The organism is Pseudoalteromonas thalassia, assembly GCF_049257215.1.
In the GTDB taxonomy this organism is placed as follows: Bacteria; Pseudomonadota; Gammaproteobacteria; order Enterobacterales; family Alteromonadaceae; genus Pseudoalteromonas; species Pseudoalteromonas lipolytica_C.
Genome location: NZ_JBMMUE010000004.1, coordinates 250,622 through 274,850 on the forward strand (window position 1 = coordinate 250,622; position 24,229 = coordinate 274,850).

A 24,229-nucleotide genomic window follows, 5' to 3' on the forward strand; every position below is an offset into this window, starting at 1 on the left:
AACAAGAAATACTATGGAAAATTATCAAATCGATAATCTCGATAAAAACATCCTTAACGCATTAATGGAAAATGCCCGAACAGCGTATGCAGAACTTGCTAAACGCTTTGCTGTGAGCGCGGGTACTATTCATGTACGAGTCGAAAAAATGAAACAAGCAGGTATTATTACAGGCACACAAGTGAGTATTAATGCTAAACAACTTGGTTATGATGTCTGTTGTTTTATTGGTATTAACCTCAATAACGCCCGTGATTATCCGCAAACCTTGCTGCACCTAAAAGAGCTAGAAGAAGTGGTTGAAGCCTATTACACCACGGGAAATTACAGTATTTTTATTAAAGTGATGGCTCGCTCAATTGATCACTTACAAGATGTACTGATCAATAAAATCCAAGCGATTGAAGCTATTCAATCAACAGAAACGCTGATCTCACTTCAAAACCCAATTAGCCGTGCTGTTGTTCCCTAGGGTATAATCAGCGCCAATTAGAATCCGTCAACGAGCACACAACTATGGATACAACTCGCTTTGAGCGTGTAAAGCGCGTGTTAGATCGCCGCCAAACGGACCTAACGGTTTGTTTAGAAGAAGTACATAAACATCATAATTTATCAGCCATTGCCCGCACAGCAGATGCCACGGGGTGTCATCATGTACATGCAGTGTGGCCCGATAACCAAAAGTGGTTAACTAACAATACCTCAGGCGGTAGTAAGAATTGGCTTGAAACTCATTTGCACCGCAATATTGATGAGGCTGTAGCCACAATGCGTGCCCATAATCCTGAGGTACAAATTTTAGCAACTAATCTCAGTGATGATGCCGTTGATTTTCGTGACATTGATTACACCAAACCGACAGCTGTTATTGTTGGCCAAGAGCGAGATGGAATTTCACCTCGGGCACTTGAACATGCCGATAAGCACATCATCATTCCAATGCAAGGCATGGTGCAGTCTCTTAATGTATCTGTTGCTGCTGCACTTATTCTATTTGAAGCACAGCGCCAAAGAGAAGTAGCCGGGCTCTACGACCGCAATATGCTTGATGCTAAAGTTAAGCATCGTATTTTATTTGAAGGCTGCCACCCTATTATTGCTGAGCAATGCCGAGAAAAGGAACTGCCTTATCCTGAGCTTGATGAAAACGGCGACATTGTTGCTGATGAAGCGTTTTGGCATACCTTAAAACATACGCAATCGCTTGATGCCTCTAACGAGTGCAAGTAAACTGAAAAAATAGTCTACTAATTAACAATTTGAGTCACCTTTGAGTCACCCTAGCTTAGCATTATACCCAATCACAGAATTAAAAGGCGTCGGCCCGAAAATGGCCGAGCGCCTCGCTAAGCTAAATATTCATACGGTGCAAGACATGCTGTTTCATTTGCCTCACCGCTATGAAGACCGCACCCGTATTCACCCAATTTGCGAACTACAACCGCATAGCCATGTTAGTGTTGAAGCCACCATTGAAACCAGCCAAATCACCTTTGGTAAAAGACGCATGCTGGTTTGCCAAATTAACGATGGCACGGGCCGTTTAACGCTGCGTTTTTTTAACTTTAGCGCAGCTCAAAAAAATGCTTTAAGTGCAGGTAAGATCATTCGCTGCTTTGGTGAAATACGCCGTGGTCGTGTTGGTTTTGAAATGACGCACCCTGAATACAGCCTATCGGATACCCCTTCAGAGCAACCTACAAATACCACGCTCACGCCGGTTTATCCTGTTACCGAAGGGCTAAAACAATTATCTATTCGCGCGCTTAGCGATCAAGCGCTTGCGCTATTGTCTAAATACCCGGTAGAAGAATTACTACCAGAACAGTTTCAACCAACCGGAATGAGCTTAGCCGATGCGTTAATGACCTTACATCGCCCACAAAACGATGTTGATTTAACCGCCCTTGAACAAGGTATGCACCCTGCCCAGCAACGGTTAGTGTTTGAAGAGTTACTTGCGCAAAATTTAAGCCTTTTAAAGTTACGCCAAAAAGGGCAAGCCGTAAAAGCAGTCCCTTTAAAGCCCCATAACCAACTTGAGCAACAGTTTTTAGCAAATTTAGCCTTCAGCCCAACCAACGCGCAAAGTCGTGTCGTGGCAGAAATAAAAGGTGACTTACAACACCCGTTTCCGATGATGCGCTTAGTACAGGGCGATGTAGGTTCAGGTAAAACCTTAGTTGCAGCACTTAGTGCACTCACCGCGATCAGCGAAGGCTACCAAGTAGCTTTAATGGCACCTACTGAGATTTTATCCGAGCAGCATGGCATCAACTTTAGCCAATGGTTTAATCAATTAGGCATTGAAGTCGCTTGGTTAGGTGGTAAAAGCAAAGGTAAAGAGCGCTCAACCACTCTTGAAAAAATAGCCTCAGGGGAAGCACAAATGATTGTTGGCACCCATGCGTTATTCCAAGAGCAGGTCGAGTTTAATAATCTGGTGCTAATCATCATCGATGAACAACACCGCTTTGGTGTTCATCAGCGCTTATCACTGCGTGAAAAAGGCCGTTTTGGTGACTGTTACCCACACCAATTAGTGATGACTGCAACGCCTATTCCGCGTACTTTAGCCATGACAGCCTACGCAGACTTAGAAACCTCAGTAATTGATGAATTACCACCGGGTAGAACGCCCATTACAACGGTGGCTATTCCTGATGCCCGTCGAGACGAAATCATTCAACGCGTTAAAACCGCATGTACAGATCAAGGCCGGCAAGTGTATTGGGTTTGCACCCTGATTGATGAATCTGAAGTGCTACAATGCCAAGCCGCAGAAGATAGCGCAGAGCAATTAAAAGCAGCACTACCCGAACTAAACGTCGGCTTAGTACATGGCCGAATGAAAGCCACTGAAAAACAAGCCATTATGAGCGAGTTTAAAGCAGGTAATATTCATGTACTCGTTGCCACAACGGTGATTGAAGTGGGTGTTGATGTGCCTAATGCTAGCCTTATTATTATTGAAAACCCTGAACGGCTGGGGCTTGCACAACTCCACCAGCTGCGTGGTCGTGTTGGTCGCGGGGCAACTGCATCACACTGTGTTTTACTTTATCATGCACCATTGTCAGCCACAGCGCAAAAACGCTTAGGGGTGCTTCGTGAAAGTAATGATGGTTTTGTGATTGCTGAACGAGATCTTGAAATTCGTGGCCCAGGCGAAGTACTTGGAACCAAACAAACAGGCCTAGCTGAATTTAAAATTGCTGACCTAAACCGCGACAAACAAACACTCGACCATGTAAGACCCATTGCCTTCAAAATTTTGAACGACTATCCAGAGCTTACCGATAAATTGATTCAACGTTGGCTTGCTGGCAAATCAAACTACGCACAGGCTTGATCGCAAATCAAAGCGCAATCTGATTTATAAATTTCCTACTAAACAATAAAAAAGCCCAGCTAATAAGCTGGGCTGACAAGTTAGGGAGTTATCCAAGGGTTGGATTAGAACTTGTATTCAATACCAACACCTAAGTAATCTTGGTCAACTTGATTATCTGTATCAAACGTTGAGTAGAAACCAAATACTTTCGTGTTTTTGCTAAGCTTGTGATCAACACCTGCAGAGATAGCTGTTTTCTTATCGCCTTCATCAAAGTCAATTACTTGGTATTGTACTTTGAAAGTGTTGCTATTCATTTGGTAAGCAGCATTTACTAAGTAACCATCAGCTTCTGCACTACCATCCACTTTCTCTTGTGTTTGGTACATAGCACCTAGTTTGAAGTCACCAACTTTACCTTGCACTGTTGCACGAACAATGTCGTAACCTTTTACTTCGCTGTCAGCTGCAATTGATGCATAAAGTTTGCTTTCTTTAAGTTTTGCATCGCCGTAAGTTAGCGCTACTGAGTAACCGTTATCAGCATCTACATCATCTTCAGCCACATACGTTGCTAATACTTTGAAGCCACTGAAATCTTTAGAAGCATAAGAAATTGTGTCACCTAAACGGTTTTCGCCTTTGAAACCATTTTTGATATCTGCTTCAAGGTCATTGAATAAATCAATTTTACCCTGAGATTGCTTCATAGCTGTATCGTTACGACCGATAACAACCTGACCAAAGCTGCCTTTAAGACCTACATATTGGTTACGTGCAGTGATGTTGTCATCATTGTCGCCTTTTGAATCAGCGTCAGATACGTCAACACCAAACTCAAATTTATAAACCGCTTCTAAGCCTTCAGAGATTTTCTCTGAGCCTTTTAAGCCAAAACGTGAGTTATTGCTTTTAATTTCTGTGAAAGACCCTTCGCCATCATCTGATGATTGAACAGTCACGTTTGCTTTACCATATACATCTACATCAGCTAATGCAGAAAAAGATAAGCCACCAAATAAAGCTAGGAATAAGCTAGACTTTGCAAATTTCATGTCGTTTCCTCAATAATCGCAACAAAAAACACATGTTGTGTTTCAATGCGCGCAGTGTGACAGCGAAAAATGACAAAAAGATGACAATTGAAACAAAATCGTCAATTTAGCTTCACGAAATATAATTATTTCTGAAATAAAAACGTAACTTACTGTTTCACGGTTAAGTTTTTATAAAAGCTAATTTAAATAAATTTTAAGTTTTTATTTGCAGCTCAGTTAGTAAGGTTACCAACTTTTCTAAAAGAGGTGTCTGTTCATTATCTCTGTGGTAAGCAACAAACACATCTCGCGAGGTATGAGCAACATCTTCAACATGGTATAAATCACCCGCTTTTAACTGCTCTTCTACTAATAACTTAGGAATAAACGCACTACCACCGCACTTCAAAATTAAATCAAGAGCAATACGCCCTGTGCTGGTTCTAAAGTAAGGAGGCGCGTGGCCGTTAAACTCACGAGCATGCCACAAAGAAAAGGTAGTACCCCAATCAACATAAACATATTGATTGTCGAAAAAGTTCTCGCTGTTAGCTGTTTCAAAAGCACTCACAGGAATGATTGGCAGCTCACAAATTCGTTCAACAACTAGCTCATCCACTTTAGGAGGATCAAACAGTACCGCTAAATCTAATGTACGCTCTAATAGTAAGCGAGTACTTTCTTGTTGTGCTTTTACTTCAGCGACTAACGATACACCCGGCATGGCAGAAACAATATTTGTGATCCCAAACTGTAAAAAAGCATCCCAAATATTAGGTGTACCTGCTAAACTAATTTGCTTATGCATATTATCAGCAAGCGCCACATCAACTTTTGCACGTTGCATGCCGGTAATGATCATTTGCGCATGTGGCAGCAATCGCTCACCCGGTGCTGTTAACTGAATATTGTTACGTTGACGAATAAATAAGTTAACGCCTAAACCTTGCTCTAACTGCCTGATTCGAAAACTCACTGCAGACTGCGTAATATATAAATTTTCAGCTGCTTTGCCGAAATGGCGAGTACGAACCACTTCGACAAAAGTCTTCAATAAATCGATATCCATTTTTTACCCTTACGATAAAAATAACTTGTTTAATAAAATCGACAACTTGATCCATACTCCTGCAAGAAATTAGGGCATGAGGATAAAGCCATGAGCAATGACATTTCATCACTTCGTCAGGCATTTGCAAGCCAACGTCAATTTTATGATGATCAAAACTTCCCACGCGGTTTTGGTCGTAGTGGTCACTTCACTTTGCTAGAAGCCGACATTCTCGAACAGCATGGTGTTGTATTAAAGGGTTTATACAACAAAACCCTAGAACCACAAAATGAATTTCAAACTCAATTTGTGCAAGTTGTTACCGGTAACCTTGAAGCAACAAACCCAGTTGAACGCGCTTGGATGAAATACCTAAAACAAACAACCTGTAAAACGAAGTTTCACACTTTGTTTGGTCGTTCACGTATTGCCAGTCCTACACCGCAAAGTGTTGAGTATTATTCTGAGTCAGATAGCTTATAACGATTTGCTTTTTTACCCTTTTAGGGTTAAAACTTGTAATAACTTTTGTTTCGCCAATAAGTTATTACAAGGCAAGCTGTGACTCGAAGAATACTAATAGTTGAAGATACGCCAACCATTGCGCGAGTGCAAAAACATATCGCGCAAAAAGTTGGCTATGAAGCTGACATTGCAGGTAATCTAGCCGAAGCAAAAAAGCTTATAAGTAAGCACAATTATTTTTGTGCTGTGGTTGATTTTATTCTCCCAGACGCACCTTTAGGTGAAGCCGTCCCCTGCACCATCGCAGCCGATATACCGACTATTGTTATGACCGGTAACCTTGACGAAACCACGCGTAATATCGTCGAAAAGCACCCAATCATTGATTACATTACCAAAGAAAATAAACAAGCCTATCAATACCTAGAAAAACAACTGGCGCGTTTACCTCGCAATGAGCAAATACTGGTGTTAGTGGTCGATGATTCAAAAGCAACTCGTCAGCTAATTTGTCATTTATTAGCTCGCCACAAATACCAGACAATTGAAGCCGTTGATGGCGTCGATGCTCTCAGAGTATTAGCTGAAAACCCAACAATTTCAGTGATAATAACTGATAACGAAATGCCGAACATGAGCGGTGCTGAGCTCTGTGTTGAAATACGCCGTTTATACTCCAACGATGAAAAAGCAATTATCGGTATTTCTGCTTATGATACTTTGCATCTATCAACGCGTTTTTTAAAATCAGGCGCAGACGATTACCTACGAAAGCCATTTAATAATGAAGAATTCTACTGTCGACTAAGCCAAAACGTCGACATGCTTGAAAACATCAAAACGATTCGTTTACAAGCAAATACCGATTACCTAACTAAACTACCAAACCGACGTTACTTTTTCGGTGAAGCAAATAGACATTTAAAAGCCGCTAAACAAGCTGGCTCGTCGGTATCCCTTGGCATGATCGACATTGATCATTTTAAATCTATTAATGATAATTATGGCCATGATGCAGGTGATGAAGTGCTCAAAGCGTTATCACATCACATGACCCAATATTTTGCAGATAATTTAGTAGGCCGCTTTGGTGGTGAAGAGTTTGCCGTGTATTTTGCAGATCAAGATCCAGAAGAAGCATTACAACGCCTAGAAAAATTTCGCGCTTTTATTGAAAAGCACAGCCCAGAGTTTAGTAAAGAGCAAATTCATTTTACTTTATCCATAGGCTTTCATCATCAGCCTATTTACAGTCTAGATGAACTGATTAAACAGGCTGATTTAAAGCTTTATCAAGCAAAAGAGTCTGGACGCAATAAGTTAGTTAGCTAAAGCCTAAACAGGCTTTGTCACCGCTTCTAATTGCGCCTTTCGTTGTTTACGGCTTTGTCGATACGAGTCCCAACTAAATAGTGCCAGCGCACTCCAAATGCACGCAAAGGTCACTACACGCTCAGCATCAAATACTTCACCGTAAAAAGCCACTGCAAGTATAAACATTAAACTTGGACCTATGTATTGGAAAAAGCCCAGCGTGCTGTACTGCAGGCGCTTTGCGGCACCTGTAAAACATAACAGCGGCAAGGTTGTTACCACTCCGGCACTGATGAGTAACAGGTTAATGTGCCAATCATTCGCTGTTAAATCAGAGCTTGCTGAAGGCGCCATCAACCACCAGTAAATAAGCGCCACAGGCAATAAAATAAGCGCTTCTAGCAATAACCCTGGTAATGATTCAATTGGCAGCTTTTTACGTAATAATCCATAAATGGCAAACGAACCGGCTAGTGAGAAAGCAACAACGGGGAATGAACCAAAGCTCACAAGTTGAAGTAACACACCACAAAGTGCTAAACCTACCGCAACACCTTGCCATTTACGCAGTCGCTCACCTAAAAACAACATACCAAGTAACACATTGAGCAATGGATTGATGTAATATCCTAAACTTGCATCAAGCATATGATTATTGTTCACAGCCCAAATAAATAAGCCCCAGTTAAAGCCTAGTAAACTGGCTGTTATCACCAACATCAGTAGTAATTTAGGTTGCCCAAGCACAATACGAATACGCTGCCATTGATGACGAGCTGCGATAATAAGAAGTAAAAATAACACCGACCAAATAACGCGGTGCATCAAGATTTCAAATGCAGATATTTGCTGCAAAAACTTAAAGTAAATGGGTGCAAGACCCCACATAAAAAAAGCTAAACATGCGAAAATAACCCCTTTTCGCTGTTCAATATTGGTAGGCATAAGCTTGGCTTTGTAGGTTAAAAACATTATTTTACGCCCACTAAGCAGTGACGCAACCAAAACGCGTTAAATAAACCCATGTATTTACTTCTAAAAAGGGACTGCCATTGTTGCAAAGTAACGCCTTGATATTCAGCACCTGTGAAACGCTGAATTCTGCATCTTGAGGTCATTTGGTATATTGCTAAAGACATCGCCTTAAAAAACCACTAAAATGCTCGGCGATGAATACCAATACCGCAATGTCCAACACACCCGTTCGATCACCACACGCCGTACTCAAACAAGTGTTTGGTTACAAGGATTTTCGTGATGGCCAAGAAGCGATTATAGCCGCAGCGCTAGACGGACAAGACTCGCTTGTACTTCTGCCAACAGGTGGAGGCAAATCCTTATGCTATCAAGTCCCAGCATTAATCCTCGATGGTGTGACTGTGGTCATCTCGCCGCTTATTTCTCTGATGCAAGACCAAGTTGCCCAACTAAGAGCGCTTGGCGTACAGGCTGCATATATTAATAACAGCCTTCCCTTTGAAGAGCAGCAAGCGGTATATCAGCAATTGCACTACGGGCAAATTAAGCTGTTGTATGTGGCGCCAGAAAAAGTGTTGCAACATGAATTTTTAGAACGTTTAAGTCATCTTAATTTAGCACTTTTTGCCATCGATGAAGCACACTGTGTGTCTCATTGGGGCCATGACTTTAGGCCACATTATTGTCGACTCAACGAGTTAAAACATCGCTTTATGCATGTACCTATGATGGCACTTACAGCGACAGCAGATAAGGCAACTCGTTACGATATAATCGAACAGCTCCAGCTTAACCAGCCGTATGTGCACACAGGCAGCTTTGATAGACCTAATATTCGATACACCATTGAAGAAAAATTCAAACCTATGGTGCAACTGCTTCGCTATTTAAAAGAGCAGCAGAATCAAAGCGGCATTATTTACTGCACCAGCCGTAAACGGGTTGACGATGTTGCTGAAAAACTTGCTGATGCAGGTTTTAATGCCGCAGCCTATCATGCAGGCATGAGTAACGAGCAACGCCAATTTGTGCAATCAGGCTTTGCCCGAGACGATATTCAAATTGTGGTTGCAACGGTTGCATTTGGTATGGGTATCAACAAACCAAACGTGCGCTTTGTGGTGCATTACGATATTCCAAAAAGCATTGAGGCCTATTACCAAGAAACAGGCCGAGCTGGTCGTGATGGCCTTGCCGCAGAAGCGATTATGTATTTTGATCCAGCTGACATTGGGCGCGTGCGGCGCTTTTTTGAAGATATTGAAGACGAGCAACGACGCCGCGTTGAAGAACAGCGCTTTAATGCGATGGCCAGCTTTGCCGAAGCACAAACATGTCGCAGACAAATCTTACTCAATTATTTTAGTGAATATAAGCGCGAAACCTGTGGCAACTGTGATATTTGCTTAAACCCACCAACCAGCTTTGATGGCACACTCGTTGCGCAGCAAGCGCTATCTTGTGTGTATCGTGCCGAGCAACGATTTGGTATTGGCTATATTGTTGAACTACTACGTGGTGCAAATACCAGCCGCATTCGTGATAATAATCACCACCAGCTAAGTACTTATGGTATTGGTAAAGATCACAGCGTGGAATTTTGGCTAAGTATTTTAAGGCAACTTATTCACCAAGGGTTATTAAGCCAAGACATCACGCAAGGCTCATCGTTACGTTTAACCGAAGCCGCCCGTGCAGTACTTAAAAGTGAATATGCATTACAACTTGCCGAGCCTCGCTTACAAGCCAAGCACGTATACCAAGATAAACTCGCCCAGTTTAATTACGACAAAAAACTGTTTGCTAAATTACGTGCCTTACGTAAAGAACTGGCTGATGCGGATGATGTGCCACCTTATGTAGTATTCAACGATAAAACGCTTGCTGAGATGGCGCAACTTATGCCAACTAATGATAGCGAGTTCTTAAAAGTGTCGGGTGTTGGTTTTACTAAACTAAATAAATACGGCGCACCATTTTTAAATACTATCCGCGACTACTTAGCCGCAAACTAGGACTACCATGACTGAACTTACTTTTGATGCAGAACATGCAGTCATCATTGTGCAAGCAAGCGAGCCTCCTCATGACGAAGATTTTGAATTATGGGCTACCTTGTTTTTACATACACCCGCAATAAAAATTGCCGACTTTGATGCTGGAGCCGATCGACATCAGTTAAGATTTCACTTTACAGATCATAGTTTTAATCTAAACTTTGAACATTACAGTGAAAGTATTTGGATAAATGCTGAGGGCGTAGAAGCTACAGAGATATTAGGCGAGCTTTATCAGCATTTAGTCACACAGTTACAATAATAAGCTAGACTTTTTTCCACGCTTGGTATGTAGTGACTGTATAGGAAACAATCAACTAAGGGTGTAAATGGGTTTTAAGCAGTCGCACTTCGTTGCTCTACTAATTTTGTTGCCAGTGAGCTTGGTAACGAACGTGTATGCAGAACAGCAAGACATAGACGATAGCAACTATTGTCAAAATCAGCGCACACTAAAATCCCAAGATAACAATTTGCGCCGCCAACTTGATACCGATAACCCACTTCCGCAGGCTGCTGAAGGCAGCAAAATAACTTCTATAAAACTTGAGCAGCTCAATGTATTTAATACCGAGCTTGAAGAAGAAAATAACTTTTTATTTCGCTTTGCTAATCGTGCTCACATGACCACTGAGCCGGATGTAATACATAGCGTTTTACTGTTCAAAGAAGGTGATGTTTACAATCCACGTAAATTACTAGAGTCTGAGCGACTGCTGCGTAAACAAGGTTATTTGTATGACGCCCGTATTAACGCCAAACTTGACTGTGACGGAAATGTACACGTTAATGTTGTCACCCGCGATTTATGGACCTTACTGCCAGAAATAAGTTTCAGCCGCAGCGGTGGCGAAAATGAGTCAAGCCTTGGATTTCGCGAGTCAAACTTTTTAGGTTGGGGTAAACGCGTGTCGTTCTCGCGTACGCATGATGCTGACCGCACCGGTTACCTATTTGTTTATGATGATCCCAATATCTTTTCAAGCCGCTATCGTGGGCGGCTAGAATATTCCGATAACGACGATGGTAAGCGTCATTACATCGATGTAAGTTACCCGTTTTTTTCTATCGATACACCTTATAGTTATGGCGCAACAAGCTACTCTGATGAGCGCCGCGAATCACTTTATTATCGGGGAGATGTGGTCAGTGAGTTTGAGCAAAAAACTGTTTTAAGCCGCGCTTACTTTGGTCACTCATCACAACTTGCCAATAATTGGACCCAGCGCATAAAACTCGGCATTGAAAACCGCGAAGAGACCTTTAAAGCCATTTCACAAACGCGCTACCCTATTGCAGATGATCGTAGCCTTAGTTACCCCTATGTGAGTGCGCAATGGTTTGAAGATCATTACATCAAAGTAAGAAACTTCGACAGCATATATCGTACCGAAGACCTCAACCTTGGATGGAATATCCAAGCTCTTCTTGGTTATTCAAGCAAAGACTTTAGCGATGATTCAAGTCGTGCCATTTACTCACTATCATTATCAAAAGCACACTACAGCGGAGATAATCAACTTTGGCGCTTTAAAGCCGACATAGACGGCTATTGGAACGAAGCCCTTGATGATGTTGAAAATCTTTTTACAAGCACGCAAGTTCAGTATTACCTTAATACGACTCTTAGGCAAAGCTGGTATGCTAAAGCACGCCTGCAGTACGCAAAAAACCTGACCGCCGACAAACAACTTACTCTAGGTGGAGAAAACGGCCTCAGAGGCTACCCGCTCGATTACCAAGTAGGCGATCGTAGCTTTTTAGTAACTTTAGAAAAACGCTATTATTGGGAATACGATTTGTTGCAGTTATTTAAAGTCGGTGGCGCGGCATTTTATGATATTGGCAGAGCTTGGTATAACGACAAAAACAATGGTGAAAATGGCAATGTACTACAAAATGTCGGTGTGGGTCTTCGTTTAGCCCCTAGTCGTGCCAATGCAGGAACAGTAATCCATCTAGATGTTGCCGCACCGATAAATAATCACGATGATGAGATAGATTCAGTACAATGGCTTGTGACTGTTAAAAATACCTTTTAAGCTAGTGTTATTCAGCAACTAACGCGCTAAAATCGGACGTAAATTATTAGCTTGGGAACCCCTTTGGACTTCGTCGAATTTTTTAATGAGCAATATCATTTAATCGTGACAATCATCGCGGTTTTGCTCTATCCGCTACTACGTAAAACCACCAAAAAACTGCTTTTAAAAGCCATTAAAGGTAAAGCTGATCCGCACCGAGAGTACCGTGCAGAGCTACTCCTTAACATTATTTTGGCGATCGTAATGCTATGCTTAGTATTAGTTTTTTGGGGTATAGAGCTGCGCGGCTTGTTAGTACTAGGCTCATCCATTTTTGCCATGTTGGGTGTAGCCCTTTTTGCTGCTTGGTCGTTACTAAGCAACCTAACAGCCTTCTTGCTGATGTTTATTCAAAACGATTGTCGGGTTGGTTTTTGGGTCAGAGTAATTGACGGTGCAAACTTCTTAGAAGGGCGTATTATCGAAATGGGGTTAATGAACGTGGTGCTTGAGCATGTTGATGGCCACAAAGTAATTTACCCTAACAACATCTTTGTTACCCGCCCTGTGATGGTGTTAAAGACCCCACCAACAGCGACTAAAGCGCCAACCATCAAGCGCATTTTAGGGCCCAAAAAATAAAGCCGCAATTTGCGGCTTTTGAATCACACTAAAAATGTCTGGCTAGTCTAAAATATTCGGTAAGCGACCTTGCTCTTTATTTGTTTTAGCTATAAAGGCCTTAAGTTCATCAAGTTGAGGCTCAATACCTTGCTTATTATGCCACTCAAACCACTCTTTAACATCTGACACAACATAATGATGAACTTTCAAACAAAGCTCACTATTTTTTAGCCATACATCTGGTGAGCGTGTCGGGGAAAACTTATACCAAGAGCAGTAAGTATAGCCATGGTTTTTTAAGCTTGCTTCAATATAGTAACTCAACACAATCGACGAAATAAAGTATAAAACTATACCTGCTAACGTTGACTTTATCATCAGCAAAAAAGTTCTTTCATTTTTATAATTAAATATCTTCTGAATTATCCCAATCATCATTAAAAGCGGGAATGGCAATAAAAAGAAAGCTGGGGCCTGAATGCTAACCTCACTTACATAATGATTATCTGTATTAAAAAACACATGCTCATTCATTCCTTTATTTGTTCCATAGTAATAAAATTGCAATACAAGTCAAAAATATCAAGCCAAATAGTAGCCAGCATTTAGTAGTGAAATTAAGATCAGAAAATTTTTCATCTGATTTCTCCCACTTTAATAATGGCATGAAGTTCCTTTCCTTATATCTAATTTTATTCCTTTCTTTTAGCGACCTTGCTCTTTATTTTTTTTTGCAATAAAGGCTTTAAGTTCATCAAGTTGAGGTTCAATACCTTGCTCATTGTGCCATTTAAACCATTCTTCAATATCTGACACAATATTATGATGAACTTTCAAACAAAGCTCGCTATTCTTTAACCATACATCTGGTGAACGTGTTGGTGAAAATTCATACCAAGAACAATAAGTGTAGCCATGGTTTTTTAAGTTAGATTCGATATAAAGACTACATATGATTGAAAAAGCAAAATACACAGGAATAGCTACAAACATAACTTTAACTGCTAATAAAAAAGTTCTTTCATTCTTATAATTCAATAATTTTTGAATACCTGCAACAGTTAAAAGCAATGGAAATGGTACAAAAAAAATTAATGGGGCAACATATCCATATTCAGAAATATAATAATAATTTGTATTAATAAATATATAATTTAGAAAACCTGTATAAGTTGCATGAACAAAAACAAAAGTAAGAACGACAAATAAGATCACCCCAAAATATATAGTTAATCTTCTACCTAGCTCAAGGTCGGAGAATTTCTCTCCAGATTTTTCCCACTTCAGAATTTGCATATATTGCTCTTACTTTTGCTAATACCTACTCTTGGTATTCCTGTTATTTTATAGAAATAGTTATAAAAGTTATCACAATTATTTTTCTCATAAATTACATTTTTAGGAATTATTTTTACGATACCATTGGTAACCTCTTCTTCAAGAGCTCTAAGCTGTTCTGAAAGAAGGCTAGTTACCTCATCTATTTCTTTTTTGAAAACTGATGATAAATACGTAACTCCAGCACCAACTACAACAACAATAATTAATGGAACGGCTGCTGTAGTAATAACAGCGGTACCGACAATACCAACGAGCACTTTTGCAACTAATATTGTTGCAGCGATAGTTGTAGCAACAATTGTCATATCGACAGCAACACCTGCAACAAAATCATGCCATGTTTTCTCATCTTTAAGAATGAGATCTAAAGCATGAAAAGTAACTGATATGATTAAAGTAACTACAAAACCACCTTTCATTGACTTTGCCGCTTCTAACCTACCCACACCAACAGTAAATAGTTTTGGGTTACTAGCTAAATACCGAGTCCCTGTTAAGTGTTCACGAATTCGTGGGTATGAATCTATGATTATGGCAGGCGAGCCGTTGTAAACTTTAATTTTAAACTTGCCAAATACATTCCCCTGCTCTTTAAGTGCCATAGCCAAAACGGTTAGCGCTTTTACATCACTAAGTAAAGGGTATAACCCAGCACCGAACTTTAGCTCATTTTTATATCTTTCCCATTGATTTGGTCTAGACTTATGTTCTTTTAACTTCCCGTCAATCCAGTCAACAGCTTGTGCACGAGAATATCCCTGTTTCATTTTTACAGAAATAATGTAGTCAACAAACTCCGCTGAGTTCATGATTAACATTGTATGATTATTACTGGCGAGTATGTTTTGAATTTCTTTTTGACGTTGCCTTTGTGCAATTGCACGGCGAGCATGTGCAGACATGGTAATTTCCTTATTAATTTACCAATTCCATTTGTCTCTATTTTAAACACTAGAAAAGTTAAATCAACATCTGCTTAATCAGAAATATATGTAATTAACGTCCAGCAAAATAAAGCCGCAATTTGCGGCTTTTTTATAGAAACATTTATCGGCTAGTTATTTAAATCTGCCGTTTTCAACTCGTCTTCAATATCGCTTATTTCATCAATAAAGTTTTCAAGTTGTTGCTCTACAATACTATTTGCATGAGCAAAGTAAGCAAGATGGAATACGGCATCCCCCTCGTTCACAAGCGGCATGGTTTGTTGACCAATCACAATACCACTGCGCGGAGCGAGTAGCTCAAGCTCAGCATCACCAAGTGGGCTGCTGATATAAGCTAACACTTGCCCTTTCATTACTCGCTCACCAAGTGATACTTGTGCACGCACAATACCGTCAACTTCGGCGCGCACCCAGCTTGTTGAGCTTGCAATAACCGGCTCTGGTAGCTTCTTAGCTCGCTTACCTCGTACCATTTTTAAATGGCGCATTACATAATCAACACCTTGCACACCTGCAGCAATGGCAATAGGGTCAAAGCGAAGCGCTTCACCAGCTTCATAAGTAATCACTGGAATACCTAAATTTGCCGCCTCACTACGTAATGAACCATTACGAAGTGATGCATCAATCACCGCTGGAGTACCAAAGGCTTTCGCCATAGCTGCCGTTGCAGGATCACTTAAATTAGCACGAATTTGCGGCAAGTTTGTCCGGTGTATCGCGCCCGTATGTAAGTCAATAATATGCGTACAATGCATAGCTACTTGCGAGAAAAATGCATTAGCCATGCGCCCAGCTAATGAACCACGGGTTGAGCCCGGAAAGCTACGGTTCATATCTCGGCGATCAGGTAAATAGCGTGATTTGTGAATGAATCCAAATACATTCACAATCGGTACTGCAATAATTGTCCCTCGCAGTTGCTCAGGCTCAATCTTAGCCAGTAATTGCCTAACAACCTCAACACCATTGAGCTCGTCACCATGAATGGCCGCACATACCATTAATACCGGTCCTTGCTGCACACCATTGACGACTTCAATCGGAATATTTAACGGCGAATGGGTATAAAGCTTAGCAGCTTCAATAGAAAATGTTTTACGTTCGCCAACCCCCACCGTATCACCTAAAATTGAAAACGGTGTATTTTTCTTAACCTTAGCCACGCACTGTTCCTTTTAATAGAGCGCTTATTATCCTATGGGTAAAGGCTTATCCTTTACCACGAGTTGCAGTTCTTTTTGTAGCGGCTGTTTTCTCAATAAAATTGATGATCATGCCAGCAATGTCCTTGCCTGTTGCTACTTCAATGCCTTCAAGGCCTGGTGATGAATTTACTTCCATCACTAATGGACCACGTGCAGAACGAAGTAAATCGACACCTGCTACGTTCAAGCCCATCGCTTTAGCAGCTGCAACCGCAGTTCTTCTTTCTTCAGGCGTAATACGCACAAGTGTCGCACTACCACCACGGTGTAAGTTCGAGCGGAACTCACCTTCTTGAGCTTGACGCTTCATAGCAGCAATAACTTTATCACCTAGTACGAAACAGCGAATATCAGCACCGCCAGCTTCTTTGATGTACTCTTGCACCATGATATTGGCTTTCAAGCCCATGAATGCTTCAATTACACTTTCTGCTGCTTTGCGTGTTTCAGCTAATACCACACCGATACCTTGCGTACCTTCAAGTAGTTTAATTACTACAGGTGTGCCACCTACCATGCTTAATAAGTCTTTTACGTCATCAGGTTTGCTCGCAAAGCCTGTTACTGGCATACCCACACCTTTTCGCGAGAGTAGCTGTAGTGAACGTAATTTGTCACGTGAACGGGTAATAGCAACAGACTCGTTCACAGGAAATACGCCCATCATTTCAAACTGACGTAATACCGCACAACCATAGAAAGTTACTGATGAACCTATACGTGGCACGATAGCATCAAAATCTTTTAAATTTTCGCCACGATAATGAATTTCTGGTTGCTCTGAATTAATGTTCATGTAACAACGTAGTGCATCAATCACTTTTACTTCATGACCACGCTGTTCTGCTGCCTCTATCAAGCGACGTGTTGAATATAAATTTTGGTTGCGAGATAAAATACCAAGTTTCATAGTTAAAACCTTAACTGTTTAACTCATACACATTAAAAATGTGTCATAAGTCCTTTTTATAATAAGTGTGATAAAGCCGGATCAACGACTATACGATTTTCCATTGCTGTGCGCCCTAGCAACATTCTAAATTTCATCGTTGCACGGTTACTTAAGGTTACTCTTACAGGCCAGCTTTGGTCTCCTGCAACGAGTTTTGTTTCAATAAAGTAACGAAGTTCACGCTGACCACTCGAACTGGTCACGTACTTACGCTCAACGATTTTTGCACGACACAACACTGTTGTTTCTACATCTTCTTGCAGAGGATGGGTACTAAATTTCACCCAGTTTTCGCCATTTTCTGAAAATTCCTCAATATCAAACGCATGAATACAAGATGTACGCGCACCTGTATCCACCTTCGCTTTGATCTTCTCAATGCCCAGTTCTGGCAAGCTCAGCCACTCACGCCAGCCAACTATCATTTTTGCGGTCATTCATGTGCCCTCTTTAAAAAAGTGTCTTATACGCTACAGCGCTAGAAACACCAACGAAATATATTTATCCCCTCGATAAATCGATTTCATTAATATAGTCTTGACTATACTTATGTATATACTCAACTATATCGCACTATTTGTAAAATGAGAGCTCAATATGATCAATGGGTTACTTCATGTCTTAATCTTAGACGAACAAGGCGGCGCACGTGCTATTGACAATAGTACTGAGCTGCAAAATTGGCAACCTGCACACGGAAAACTTTGGGTTCACATGGACTACAGTCAGGCCGATGCAGTGCAGTGGCTTGAACAAAGTAACTTATTAACAGATTACGAGCTTGAGTCCCTTATTGCTGATGAAACACGCCCTCGCCTAACTAAAGTTACCAACGGTAACATGCTGTTTTTACGTGGTGTAAATTTAAACCTCGCGCAAAGTCCAGAAGATATGGTGTCGTTACGTTTATTCATCAACGAGAATGTTATTGTTACAACGCGTAAACGCCGTTTATTATCGGTGCAAGACGTTGTTGAATCGTTCGATGGTAGTAATGGCCCTTGCTCAATCTCTGAATTAGTGTGTCAATTAGCGCAAAACCTAACGTCTCGTATGCAAGCGGTGATCGATAGCCTTGATGACACACTCGATGGCTTTGAAGATGAAATTGATGAACCAAACAAAGGCTTTGATCATCAATCGCTAGCGCAAATTCGTCGTCAGACAATCGCGTTAAAACGTTATTTAAGACCACAAAAAGAAGCACTTATTACTTTGTTAAACAACAAATATAAGTGGCTAGATGAAGACGATAAAGCACGCTTAAACGAAACAACCAATATGTTGATCCGTTATTTAGAGGAGCTAGACAGCTCGATTGAACGTGCGCAAATTATTCAACAAGCGATTACCAGCCAAGTGTCGGAGCAACTAAACCAACGCATGTATGTGATGTCGGTGGTTGCTGCACTGTTTTTACCACTTGGCTTCTTAACAGGCTTACTCGGTGTAAACGTGGGTGGAATTCCGGGCACTGAAAGCCCTTATGCATTTAGCTTGTTTATTATTTTCTTGCTGGTGCTAACCGTTGGAATTGGCATTTACTTTAAAAATAAGAAGTGGCTATAACTCGATAACCTTTTTAATTAAATCAAGGCGGACGGCATGTTCGCCTTTTTTTGTCGCCAAAATCAGGTGCTCGCCATCGGAGTTAAATATTTTGAGCGTCTCAGCCCTTCCCTCTACCTGTTCACCAGATACTAAGGTAATACTCAATAATGATTTATGCATGCACCATAATTCGTACTTATCGTAGTCGCCACAGTCTATGGGTTGATAGGTCATTTTACTTTTGAGTTTTATTAAAGAGTAAATCGAGCTTAGAAGATATTAAAGTGAAGAGCAAATGGCGCTCTCGGCAGGGATCGAACCTGCAACTTAGCCTCCGGAGGGCCACGTGATATCCATTTCACCACGAGAGCACATTTGTCGTCGCCAGTACTGACTCGCGATATCAGCATGACAACCCGGCAATGATAATGGCATCTGTCATTAAATGCTAGCGCCGAGCTCTCTATATGCACATAAATTCAGCAATTTGCATTAAAACACTTCACTTTCGGGCAGAACCAAGGTATTAACGTATACTTAGTAAAATTAATAACAAGGTGGCATTCATTGCCGCATAAGGGGAATTTGATCATGAGTTTAATGTCTACAGAGCAAGTGGCGGAATTTTTAGGTGTCAAAGTTGAACGTGTAAAACGCCTTGCTCGCGAACATTTACTGATCTCTAAATCACAAGATGACAAAGGTGAGCCTTTGTTTGATCCAGAAGACGTAAAAAAATATAAAGAGCTTGCCGAGCGAATTGGCGGTCTTTAGTTTTTAACTTTTAATATGAAGTGGTTAAGCTGTGTAAGCAGTGGCGCCACTTTGTCCATAGCACCACGTTGTTCATACCAGCAAATACATAAAAGTAAAAACAGTGCATGAAACGCTGCGAGCTTTTCAACTGATAAGTTAAACTCGTGATGGTCACACACAAGCGCATGGTAACTTTTAAGTAATGCTAGTTGCTGCTCGTCATTCAGTGCAAAACTCACCACCAGCGCCGCTAAGTCAAAATAAACATCGTTACTTTTGGCATATTCAAAGTCGATCAAAAACATGCCAGACTCATTCACAATGATATTTTCTTTTACTAAATCATTATGGCAAAAGCCCATATCTTTTGGTGCTGAAGCAATATAAGCCAGTGATTGCTTAATTAGCTCTGCGTGTTGCTGGTAACGGGGTGTTTGCTGGTAATAGTTAATCTCGTAGGCAATATCCATAGGCTCAGTTAGCACAGGATAACGATGTAAATTCACTAAATCAAGCAATAAGCTACTACAGAACTCACCGCTTGCAATGCTACCTGCCACGTATTCAAAAATAGCCGTATCGGTTGCTTGCTCTAACCAAAGCGGTGCTGGACAGCAGCTTTGCTTTGCAAAGTGCGTTTGCGCAGCAAGGCCAATTGCAGGCCAGTGGTCGCGATAATGCTTAACCAAGAAATCTTTATTTGAGGTTTTTACTAAGTAGTTGTCATTGCTTAATCCCTCAACCAGCGGACTGATTGAGGTAATAATTAAATGGGGGTCAAAACGCGCAAACAACGCGTGAATTTGTTGCTCAGTTTTCATCTATAGCTGTGCAAGCGGCTTAGCCTGATGCTGCTCGTATTCTTCGTACCAGGTTTTAAAGCCCCACGCTGCCATAATGGTGTAAAACACAAAAAGCACTAAGGTTGGGTAATAACCTTTTTCAAAGTACAAATACATCGAAGCTGCATCAATCACAATCCAGTATAACCAGTTTTCCAGTACCTTCTTAGCAACAAGGTAGGTTGTCACCACAGCAAAACAGGTGGTAAAACTGTCTAAATAAGCAAAATCAGCATGGGTGTAATTGGTCATCACAAAACCAATAACAACTGAAGCTAATGAAGTAGCAAGCAAAATCACTGCATGGCGCTTCAACGACCAAGAAATTATTGGCAGATGATCTTTATTGTTCATGCCCCGGCGCCAAACTACCCAACCATATACCGCCATATACATATAGTAAAAATTAAGTAGCGACTCCATCAACAGTGCGCCATTCCAGTACATTACGGTATAAATAAAGGTGCTCAAAAACGCGGCAGGCCAACACCATAGGCTTTCTTTAATCGCTAACAGTAAATACGCCATCGACAATGCAACGGCAATGTATTCCCAATGCGACATGGCAGTAAAGCCTGAGAAGGTTTCGCTCAAAAATTCCATAACACGCGCTACTTTAGAGATTAGTCTTCGCTAGGCGACAAGTCACCATGTAAGAATTTACAAACAAAAATAGCTTTACCAAACTCTTCATATGAACGTTTGATTTCAGTATTAAGTACAGACATCACTAAATCATAATCACCGAAAATCTGTGTCGATAAGGTATTGGTGATCACTTTTAGACCTTCATAACTATTTACACGGTCAATAAAACCTTTAATAAACGGAATATAATCTTGGTGAAGTGGATACTTGCTGATCTCTACTGAAAGTTTCATATGCGTTACCGAGTATTTTCAAAGTATTGCATTGTAACTCGCTTATACTAACAAGTCATGGCTCTGGCTATTTTTTAGTGTAAAATCAGCCCCGATAAACATTGAGGACTCATTATGGCACGCCGCATCACTTATAAATTTAAAAACCAACCGCGCGAAATCAATTTTGCTAAAGATAAATACCGCGATATGTATCATGCGATAGCTGCGGCTGAAGGCATTGATTTAACGAATTATTTAAAGATGGAACAGCAAGTCGAAATGACTTCAAAAGGTTCTGCAGCAGTGCGTAATTTTCGTGATCAAGAATTCGCACGAATGGGCTTTAGCGACGTGTATTTTATTAAAGAATAGTTATTCTTGATACTCGTAGCTTACTCGCGGGGTGATATTACACAGTAACTCGTAAGGAATGGTGGTCGCACACTGGGCAATTTCTTCAACAGGAAGCTCAGGCCCCCACATGATCACCTCATCTCCTACTTTGATATTGTCGTGGTTATCACCAATATCGACCGTGATCATATCCATCGCCACACTGCCAACAATACCATAGCGCTGCGACTTAATAATAACCGGTGTGCCCTGCTCGGCATGACGCGGATAACCATCACCGTAGCCCATCGCAACTACGGCAAGCTTAGTGGCTTTATCACTACACCAACGGCCACCATAGCCAACACATTGATTAGCCTCAACATCACGAATCGCAATAACGCGTGTCGTTAAACGCATAACAGGTTCAAGCCCGTGCTGTTGACCAACACAATTAAGCATTGGCGATACGCCATAGAGCATCAACCCCGGGCGTACCCACTCGCCATGACCTTTTGGCCAAGCAATAATGCCAGCTGAGTTTGCAAGGCAATGCTGCTCGCTTTTACCATCAGCTAATGAGTCAAACAAAGCAATTTGCTGAGCGGTCTTTTCATCATTGATGTCATCGGCACACGAAAAATGCGTCATTAATTTAATGTCATCACGGGCATTAGGACTTGCTTTTAAGCGACTGTAAAAAGACTCAAATTGCGATGGTGCAATCCCTAAGCGATGCATGCCGGTGTTAATTTTTAACCAACATGCAATCGGTGCGTCAAGCATTGCATTTTCAAGGCTGGTGAGCTGATTCTCATCATGAATGATGGTTTGAAAGTTATTTGCCAGCAAAATGGGCAGATCGTCTTGATGAAAAAAACCTTCAAGCAATACAATCGGTTTTGTCAGTCCACCGGCACGTAGCGCTAACGCTTCGTCAATGCGTGCTACCGCAAAAGCGTCGGCATCATTTAAGTATTGGGCAATTTTTACTAAGCCATGACCATAGGCATTGGCTTTTAGCACCGCCATTACTTTGCAACCAGGCGCAAAGCGCTTCACTTGCGCTAAATTATGGGCAAGTGCTTGAAGGTTGATTTCGGCAATGGCTAAGCGCATTAGTATTCGTCATCCATAGCTGGACCCGCGTAGTTATCAAAACGCGAGAATTGACCTTGGAACGTTAAACGTACTTTACCGATTGGGCCGTTACGCTGCTTACCAATGATGATTTCGGCCACGCCTTTTTCAGCACTGTCTTCGTTATACACTTCATCACGGTAAATAAACATGATTAAGTCGGCATCCTGCTCGATCGAGCCTGATTCACGTAAGTCGGAGTTGATTGGGCGTTTATCGGCACGTTGCTCTAGAGTACGGTTTAGCTGTGATAATGCAATAACCGGACATTGCAGTTCTTTTGCCAGTGCTTTTAATGAGCGAGATATTTCAGCAATCTCTAGAGTACGGTTATCAGATAAGCTTGGTACACGCATTAACTGTAAATAGTCGACCATGATCATACTAATACCGCCATGGTCGCGGGCAATACGACGTGCACGCGAGCGCACATCTGTGGGTGTTAGGCCCGATGCATCATCAACATACATCTTACCTTTTTCCATCAACAAGCCCATGGTTGACGACAGGCGCGCCCAGTCATCATCATCAAGCTGACCAGTACGCACCTTAGTTTGGTTAATGCGACCTAGCGATGCCAGCATCCTCATCATGATTTGCTCTGAAGGCATCTCTAGAGAGTAAATAAGCACAGGCTTATCTTGTGTCATAGCAGCGTGTTCGGCTAAGTTCATCGCGAAGGTGGTTTTACCCATCGATGGACGTGCCGCCACGATGATAAGGTCAGAAGGCTGCATACCTGCCGTCATTTTATCAAGGTCGGTATAACCTGTACTTACACCGGTTACACCATCTTGCGGCGACTGATAAAGCTCTTCAATCTTATCAACGGTTTTTTCTAAGATGCTATGTAAGCTTTGCGGCCCTTCAGTACTTTTTGTGCGTTGCTCTGCAATTTTAAATACTTTACTTTCGGCAAAGTCGAGCAGGTCATGACTGGTACGCCCTTCTGGGCTAAAACCAGCTTCTGCAATTTCGTTCGCAACACCAATCATTTCACGGATAACAGCACGTTCACGAACAATATTCGCGTAAGCATCAATGTTCGCTGCACTTGGTGTGTTTTTGGCAATTTCGGCAAGGTAGGCAAAACCACCGACACTACTTAACTGATTATTTTTTTCTAAGCTTTCAGAAATAGTGATCAAATCGATAGGATCGCCACTTTCAGCAAGGCTCACCATTGCTTCAAAAATTAGCTTGTGGGTGCGGGTATAAAAATCCTGTGCAACCACTAACTCAGCAACACGGTCAAACGCTTGATTATCAAGCATTAAACCACCTAAAACAGATTGCTCTGCTTCAATTGAATGGGGAGGAACTTTTAACGTGTCGACTTGCTTATCTGGTTTGGCCATAACTTCACAAAACTTAAATTGAATGGCTCTATTCTATCGACTTGCTAAGGC

The 24,229-nt window shown here is 41.4% G+C and carries 27 protein-coding genes and 1 tRNA gene; 12 read left to right on the top strand and 16 right to left on the bottom strand.

From position 1 onward, the window contains the following. Positions 1-13: 13 nt before the first annotated feature. Genes asnC through recG form a run of 3 tightly spaced genes read left to right on the top strand, consistent with a single transcriptional unit; the run spans position 14 to position 3,355 of the window. Complete coding sequence (asnC, locus tag AAEU31_RS07340; RefSeq protein WP_062567385.1) at positions 14-472, top strand: transcriptional regulator AsnC; 459 nt, start codon at positions 14-16, stop codon at positions 470-472. Positions 473-516: 44 nt separating this feature from the next. After that, the gene (gene trmH / locus AAEU31_RS07345; protein ID WP_421966879.1) at positions 517-1,233 is read left to right on the top strand and encodes a tRNA (guanosine(18)-2'-O)-methyltransferase TrmH; all 717 of its coding nucleotides are present in this window, start codon (positions 517-519) and stop codon (positions 1,231-1,233) included. 40 nt (positions 1,234-1,273) lie between these two features. Next, the gene (gene recG / locus AAEU31_RS07350) at positions 1,274-3,355 is read left to right on the top strand and encodes an ATP-dependent DNA helicase RecG (protein WP_421966880.1); all 2,082 of its coding nucleotides are present in this window, start codon (positions 1,274-1,276) and stop codon (positions 3,353-3,355) included. A gap of 104 nt (positions 3,356-3,459) precedes the next feature. Here the strand turns inward: recG and AAEU31_RS07355 are convergent, their stop codons facing one another. Together AAEU31_RS07355 and AAEU31_RS07360 are read right to left on the bottom strand one after the other, a co-directional pair. Further along, positions 3,460-4,392: a porin gene (locus tag AAEU31_RS07355; protein ID WP_135926160.1), complete on the bottom strand. Its 933-nt coding sequence runs from the start codon at positions 4,390-4,392 to the stop codon at positions 3,460-3,462. 196 nt (positions 4,393-4,588) lie between these two features. Beyond that, positions 4,589-5,443 carry a LysR family transcriptional regulator gene (locus tag AAEU31_RS07360; RefSeq protein ID WP_135926161.1) on the bottom strand — a complete coding sequence of 285 codons (855 nt, stop codon included), beginning with the start codon at positions 5,441-5,443 and terminating at the stop codon, positions 4,589-4,591. A 90-nt stretch (positions 5,444-5,533) separates the two neighbouring features. Between AAEU31_RS07360 and AAEU31_RS07365 the strand changes: the two genes are divergently transcribed. Both AAEU31_RS07365 and AAEU31_RS07370 read left to right on the top strand, forming a co-directional pair. Next, positions 5,534-5,908: a MaoP family protein gene (locus AAEU31_RS07365; protein ID WP_135926162.1), complete on the top strand. Its 375-nt coding sequence runs from the start codon at positions 5,534-5,536 to the stop codon at positions 5,906-5,908. A gap of 78 nt (positions 5,909-5,986) precedes the next feature. After that, positions 5,987-7,222, top strand: a complete 1,236-nt coding sequence (locus AAEU31_RS07370; RefSeq protein WP_421966881.1) for a diguanylate cyclase — start codon at positions 5,987-5,989, stop codon at positions 7,220-7,222. 3 nt (positions 7,223-7,225) lie between these two features. Here AAEU31_RS07370 and rarD read toward each other — a convergent pair whose 3' ends face one another. Continuing rightward, on the bottom strand, positions 7,226-8,149 hold the full coding sequence (gene rarD / locus AAEU31_RS07375) for an EamA family transporter RarD (RefSeq protein WP_135926164.1): 924 nt from the start codon (positions 8,147-8,149) through the stop codon (positions 7,226-7,228). A gap of 224 nt (positions 8,150-8,373) precedes the next feature. On the opposite strand from rarD, the gene recQ reads away from it, so the two are divergent. The 4 genes from recQ to AAEU31_RS07395 all read left to right on the top strand — a co-directional run bounded on the left by recQ (position 8,374) and on the right by AAEU31_RS07395 (position 12,905). Next, complete coding sequence (recQ, locus tag AAEU31_RS07380; RefSeq protein ID WP_138557039.1) at positions 8,374-10,197, top strand: DNA helicase RecQ; 1,824 nt, start codon at positions 8,374-8,376, stop codon at positions 10,195-10,197. A 7-nt stretch (positions 10,198-10,204) separates the two neighbouring features. Further along, a complete protein-coding gene (locus tag AAEU31_RS07385; protein WP_135926166.1) occupies positions 10,205-10,501 on the top strand; it encodes a DUF3630 family protein in 297 nt (98 codons plus the stop codon). Between the two features lie 67 nt (positions 10,502-10,568). Continuing rightward, a complete protein-coding gene (locus AAEU31_RS07390) occupies positions 10,569-12,281 on the top strand; it encodes a POTRA domain-containing protein (protein WP_199527344.1) in 1,713 nt (570 codons plus the stop codon). 63 nt (positions 12,282-12,344) lie between these two features. Continuing rightward, positions 12,345-12,905: a mechanosensitive ion channel domain-containing protein gene (locus AAEU31_RS07395; RefSeq protein WP_135926168.1), complete on the top strand. Its 561-nt coding sequence runs from the start codon at positions 12,345-12,347 to the stop codon at positions 12,903-12,905. Positions 12,906-12,947: 42 nt separating this feature from the next. Here the strand turns inward: AAEU31_RS07395 and AAEU31_RS07400 are convergent, their stop codons facing one another. The 6 genes from AAEU31_RS07400 to AAEU31_RS07425 all read right to left on the bottom strand — a co-directional run bounded on the left by AAEU31_RS07400 (position 12,948) and on the right by AAEU31_RS07425 (position 17,772). Beyond that, positions 12,948-13,421 carry a DUF1240 domain-containing protein gene (locus AAEU31_RS07400; RefSeq protein ID WP_421966882.1) on the bottom strand — a complete coding sequence of 158 codons (474 nt, stop codon included), beginning with the start codon at positions 13,419-13,421 and terminating at the stop codon, positions 12,948-12,950. Positions 13,422-13,592: 171 nt separating this feature from the next. Then, positions 13,593-14,183, bottom strand: coding sequence for a DUF1240 domain-containing protein (locus tag AAEU31_RS07405; RefSeq protein ID WP_135926170.1), 591 nt, complete (start codon positions 14,181-14,183; stop codon positions 13,593-13,595). Beyond that, positions 14,171-15,130, bottom strand: coding sequence for a hypothetical protein (locus tag AAEU31_RS07410; protein ID WP_421966883.1), 960 nt, complete (start codon positions 15,128-15,130; stop codon positions 14,171-14,173). Before AAEU31_RS07410 ends, AAEU31_RS07405 begins: the two co-directional genes overlap by 13 nt. 152 nt (positions 15,131-15,282) lie before the next feature. After that, on the bottom strand, positions 15,283-16,341 hold the full coding sequence (locus tag AAEU31_RS07415) for a succinylglutamate desuccinylase/aspartoacylase family protein (protein ID WP_135926172.1): 1,059 nt from the start codon (positions 16,339-16,341) through the stop codon (positions 15,283-15,285). Positions 16,342-16,387: 46 nt separating this feature from the next. Next, positions 16,388-17,293 carry a 30S ribosomal protein S6--L-glutamate ligase gene (rimK, locus tag AAEU31_RS07420; protein WP_135926173.1) on the bottom strand — a complete coding sequence of 302 codons (906 nt, stop codon included), beginning with the start codon at positions 17,291-17,293 and terminating at the stop codon, positions 16,388-16,390. 56 nt (positions 17,294-17,349) lie between these two features. After that, the gene (locus AAEU31_RS07425) at positions 17,350-17,772 is read right to left on the bottom strand and encodes an ATP-dependent zinc protease family protein (RefSeq protein WP_135926174.1); all 423 of its coding nucleotides are present in this window, start codon (positions 17,770-17,772) and stop codon (positions 17,350-17,352) included. A gap of 160 nt (positions 17,773-17,932) precedes the next feature. On the opposite strand from AAEU31_RS07425, the gene zntB reads away from it, so the two are divergent. After that, complete coding sequence (gene zntB, locus AAEU31_RS07430; protein ID WP_421966884.1) at positions 17,933-18,904, top strand: zinc transporter ZntB; 972 nt, start codon at positions 17,933-17,935, stop codon at positions 18,902-18,904. Here zntB and AAEU31_RS07435 read toward each other — a convergent pair. Next, positions 18,899-19,120 carry a Rho-binding antiterminator gene (locus tag AAEU31_RS07435; protein WP_421966885.1) on the bottom strand — a complete coding sequence of 74 codons (222 nt, stop codon included), beginning with the start codon at positions 19,118-19,120 and terminating at the stop codon, positions 18,899-18,901. The genes zntB and AAEU31_RS07435 overlap by 6 nt on opposite strands. A 62-nt stretch (positions 19,121-19,182) precedes the next feature. Then, positions 19,183-19,257: transfer RNA gene (locus AAEU31_RS07440), tRNA-Arg, on the bottom strand. Positions 19,258-19,477: 220 nt separating this feature from the next. On the opposite strand from AAEU31_RS07440, the gene AAEU31_RS07445 reads away from it, so the two are divergent. Further along, positions 19,478-19,660, top strand: a complete 183-nt coding sequence (locus AAEU31_RS07445; protein ID WP_054563404.1) for a helix-turn-helix domain-containing protein — start codon at positions 19,478-19,480, stop codon at positions 19,658-19,660. Here the strand turns inward: AAEU31_RS07445 and AAEU31_RS07450 are convergent. Genes AAEU31_RS07450 through AAEU31_RS07460 form a run of 3 tightly spaced genes read right to left on the bottom strand, consistent with a single transcriptional unit; the run spans position 19,657 to position 21,365 of the window. Then, complete coding sequence (locus AAEU31_RS07450; protein ID WP_421966886.1) at positions 19,657-20,463, bottom strand: phosphotransferase family protein; 807 nt, start codon at positions 20,461-20,463, stop codon at positions 19,657-19,659. The genes AAEU31_RS07445 and AAEU31_RS07450 overlap by 4 nt on opposite strands. Beyond that, positions 20,464-21,087, bottom strand: a complete 624-nt coding sequence (gene pnuC, locus AAEU31_RS07455; protein ID WP_135926178.1) for a nicotinamide riboside transporter PnuC — start codon at positions 21,085-21,087, stop codon at positions 20,464-20,466. It abuts the gene before it with no gap. A gap of 20 nt (positions 21,088-21,107) precedes the next feature. After that, entirely contained in the window at positions 21,108-21,365 is a 258-nt protein-coding gene (locus tag AAEU31_RS07460) for a YkoF family thiamine/hydroxymethylpyrimidine-binding protein (protein ID WP_054563401.1), read from the bottom strand. 114 nt (positions 21,366-21,479) lie between these two features. Here AAEU31_RS07460 and AAEU31_RS07465 point away from each other — a divergent pair, with 114 nt between their 5' ends. After that, positions 21,480-21,719, top strand: a complete 240-nt coding sequence (locus tag AAEU31_RS07465; RefSeq protein WP_054554201.1) for a DUF2960 domain-containing protein — start codon at positions 21,480-21,482, stop codon at positions 21,717-21,719. Here AAEU31_RS07465 and alr read toward each other — a convergent pair whose 3' ends face one another. Further along, positions 21,720-22,799: an alanine racemase gene (alr, locus tag AAEU31_RS07470; RefSeq protein WP_421966887.1), complete on the bottom strand. Its 1,080-nt coding sequence runs from the start codon at positions 22,797-22,799 to the stop codon at positions 21,720-21,722. Beyond that, a complete protein-coding gene (gene dnaB, locus AAEU31_RS07475) occupies positions 22,799-24,178 on the bottom strand; it encodes a replicative DNA helicase (protein WP_135926180.1) in 1,380 nt (459 codons plus the stop codon). The genes alr and dnaB overlap by 1 nt, the downstream gene beginning before the upstream one ends. Positions 24,179-24,229: the final 51 nt, after the last annotated feature.

Bases quoted from the DNA above. Each gene is read 5' to 3' on its own strand.
- asnC (WP_062567385.1), top strand. From the start codon at position 14: ATGGAAAATTATCAAATCGATAATCTCGATAAAAACATCCTTAACGCA.
- trmH (WP_421966879.1), top strand. From the start codon at position 517: ATGGATACAACTCGCTTTGAGCGTGTAAAGCGCGTGTTAGATCGCCGC.
- AAEU31_RS07355 (WP_135926160.1), bottom strand. From the start codon at position 4,392: ATGAAATTTGCAAAGTCTAGCTTATTCCTAGCTTTATTTGGTGGCTTA.
- AAEU31_RS07360 (WP_135926161.1), bottom strand. From the start codon at position 5,443: ATGGATATCGATTTATTGAAGACTTTTGTCGAAGTGGTTCGTACTCGC.
- AAEU31_RS07365 (WP_135926162.1), top strand. From the start codon at position 5,534: ATGAGCAATGACATTTCATCACTTCGTCAGGCATTTGCAAGCCAACGT.
- rarD (WP_135926164.1), bottom strand. From the start codon at position 8,149: ATGCCTACCAATATTGAACAGCGAAAAGGGGTTATTTTCGCATGTTTA.
- recQ (WP_138557039.1), top strand. From the start codon at position 8,374: ATGAATACCAATACCGCAATGTCCAACACACCCGTTCGATCACCACAC.
- AAEU31_RS07385 (WP_135926166.1), top strand. From the start codon at position 10,205: ATGACTGAACTTACTTTTGATGCAGAACATGCAGTCATCATTGTGCAA.
- AAEU31_RS07390 (WP_199527344.1), top strand. From the start codon at position 10,569: ATGGGTTTTAAGCAGTCGCACTTCGTTGCTCTACTAATTTTGTTGCCA.
- AAEU31_RS07400 (WP_421966882.1), bottom strand. From the start codon at position 13,421: ATGAATGAGCATGTGTTTTTTAATACAGATAATCATTATGTAAGTGAG.
- AAEU31_RS07405 (WP_135926170.1), bottom strand. From the start codon at position 14,183: ATGCAAATTCTGAAGTGGGAAAAATCTGGAGAGAAATTCTCCGACCTT.
- AAEU31_RS07410 (WP_421966883.1), bottom strand. From the start codon at position 15,130: ATGTCTGCACATGCTCGCCGTGCAATTGCACAAAGGCAACGTCAAAAA.
- rimK (WP_135926173.1), bottom strand. From the start codon at position 17,293: ATGAAACTTGGTATTTTATCTCGCAACCAAAATTTATATTCAACACGT.
- AAEU31_RS07425 (WP_135926174.1), bottom strand. From the start codon at position 17,772: ATGACCGCAAAAATGATAGTTGGCTGGCGTGAGTGGCTGAGCTTGCCA.
- zntB (WP_421966884.1), top strand. From the start codon at position 17,933: ATGATCAATGGGTTACTTCATGTCTTAATCTTAGACGAACAAGGCGGC.
- AAEU31_RS07435 (WP_421966885.1), bottom strand. From the start codon at position 19,120: ATGACCTATCAACCCATAGACTGTGGCGACTACGATAAGTACGAATTA.
- AAEU31_RS07445 (WP_054563404.1), top strand. From the start codon at position 19,478: ATGAGTTTAATGTCTACAGAGCAAGTGGCGGAATTTTTAGGTGTCAAA.
- AAEU31_RS07450 (WP_421966886.1), bottom strand. From the start codon at position 20,463: ATGAAAACTGAGCAACAAATTCACGCGTTGTTTGCGCGTTTTGACCCC.
- pnuC (WP_135926178.1), bottom strand. From the start codon at position 21,087: ATGGAATTTTTGAGCGAAACCTTCTCAGGCTTTACTGCCATGTCGCAT.
- AAEU31_RS07460 (WP_054563401.1), bottom strand. From the start codon at position 21,365: ATGAAACTTTCAGTAGAGATCAGCAAGTATCCACTTCACCAAGATTAT.
- AAEU31_RS07465 (WP_054554201.1), top strand. From the start codon at position 21,480: ATGGCACGCCGCATCACTTATAAATTTAAAAACCAACCGCGCGAAATC.
- alr (WP_421966887.1), bottom strand. From the start codon at position 22,799: ATGCGCTTAGCCATTGCCGAAATCAACCTTCAAGCACTTGCCCATAAT.
- dnaB (WP_135926180.1), bottom strand. From the start codon at position 24,178: ATGGCCAAACCAGATAAGCAAGTCGACACGTTAAAAGTTCCTCCCCAT.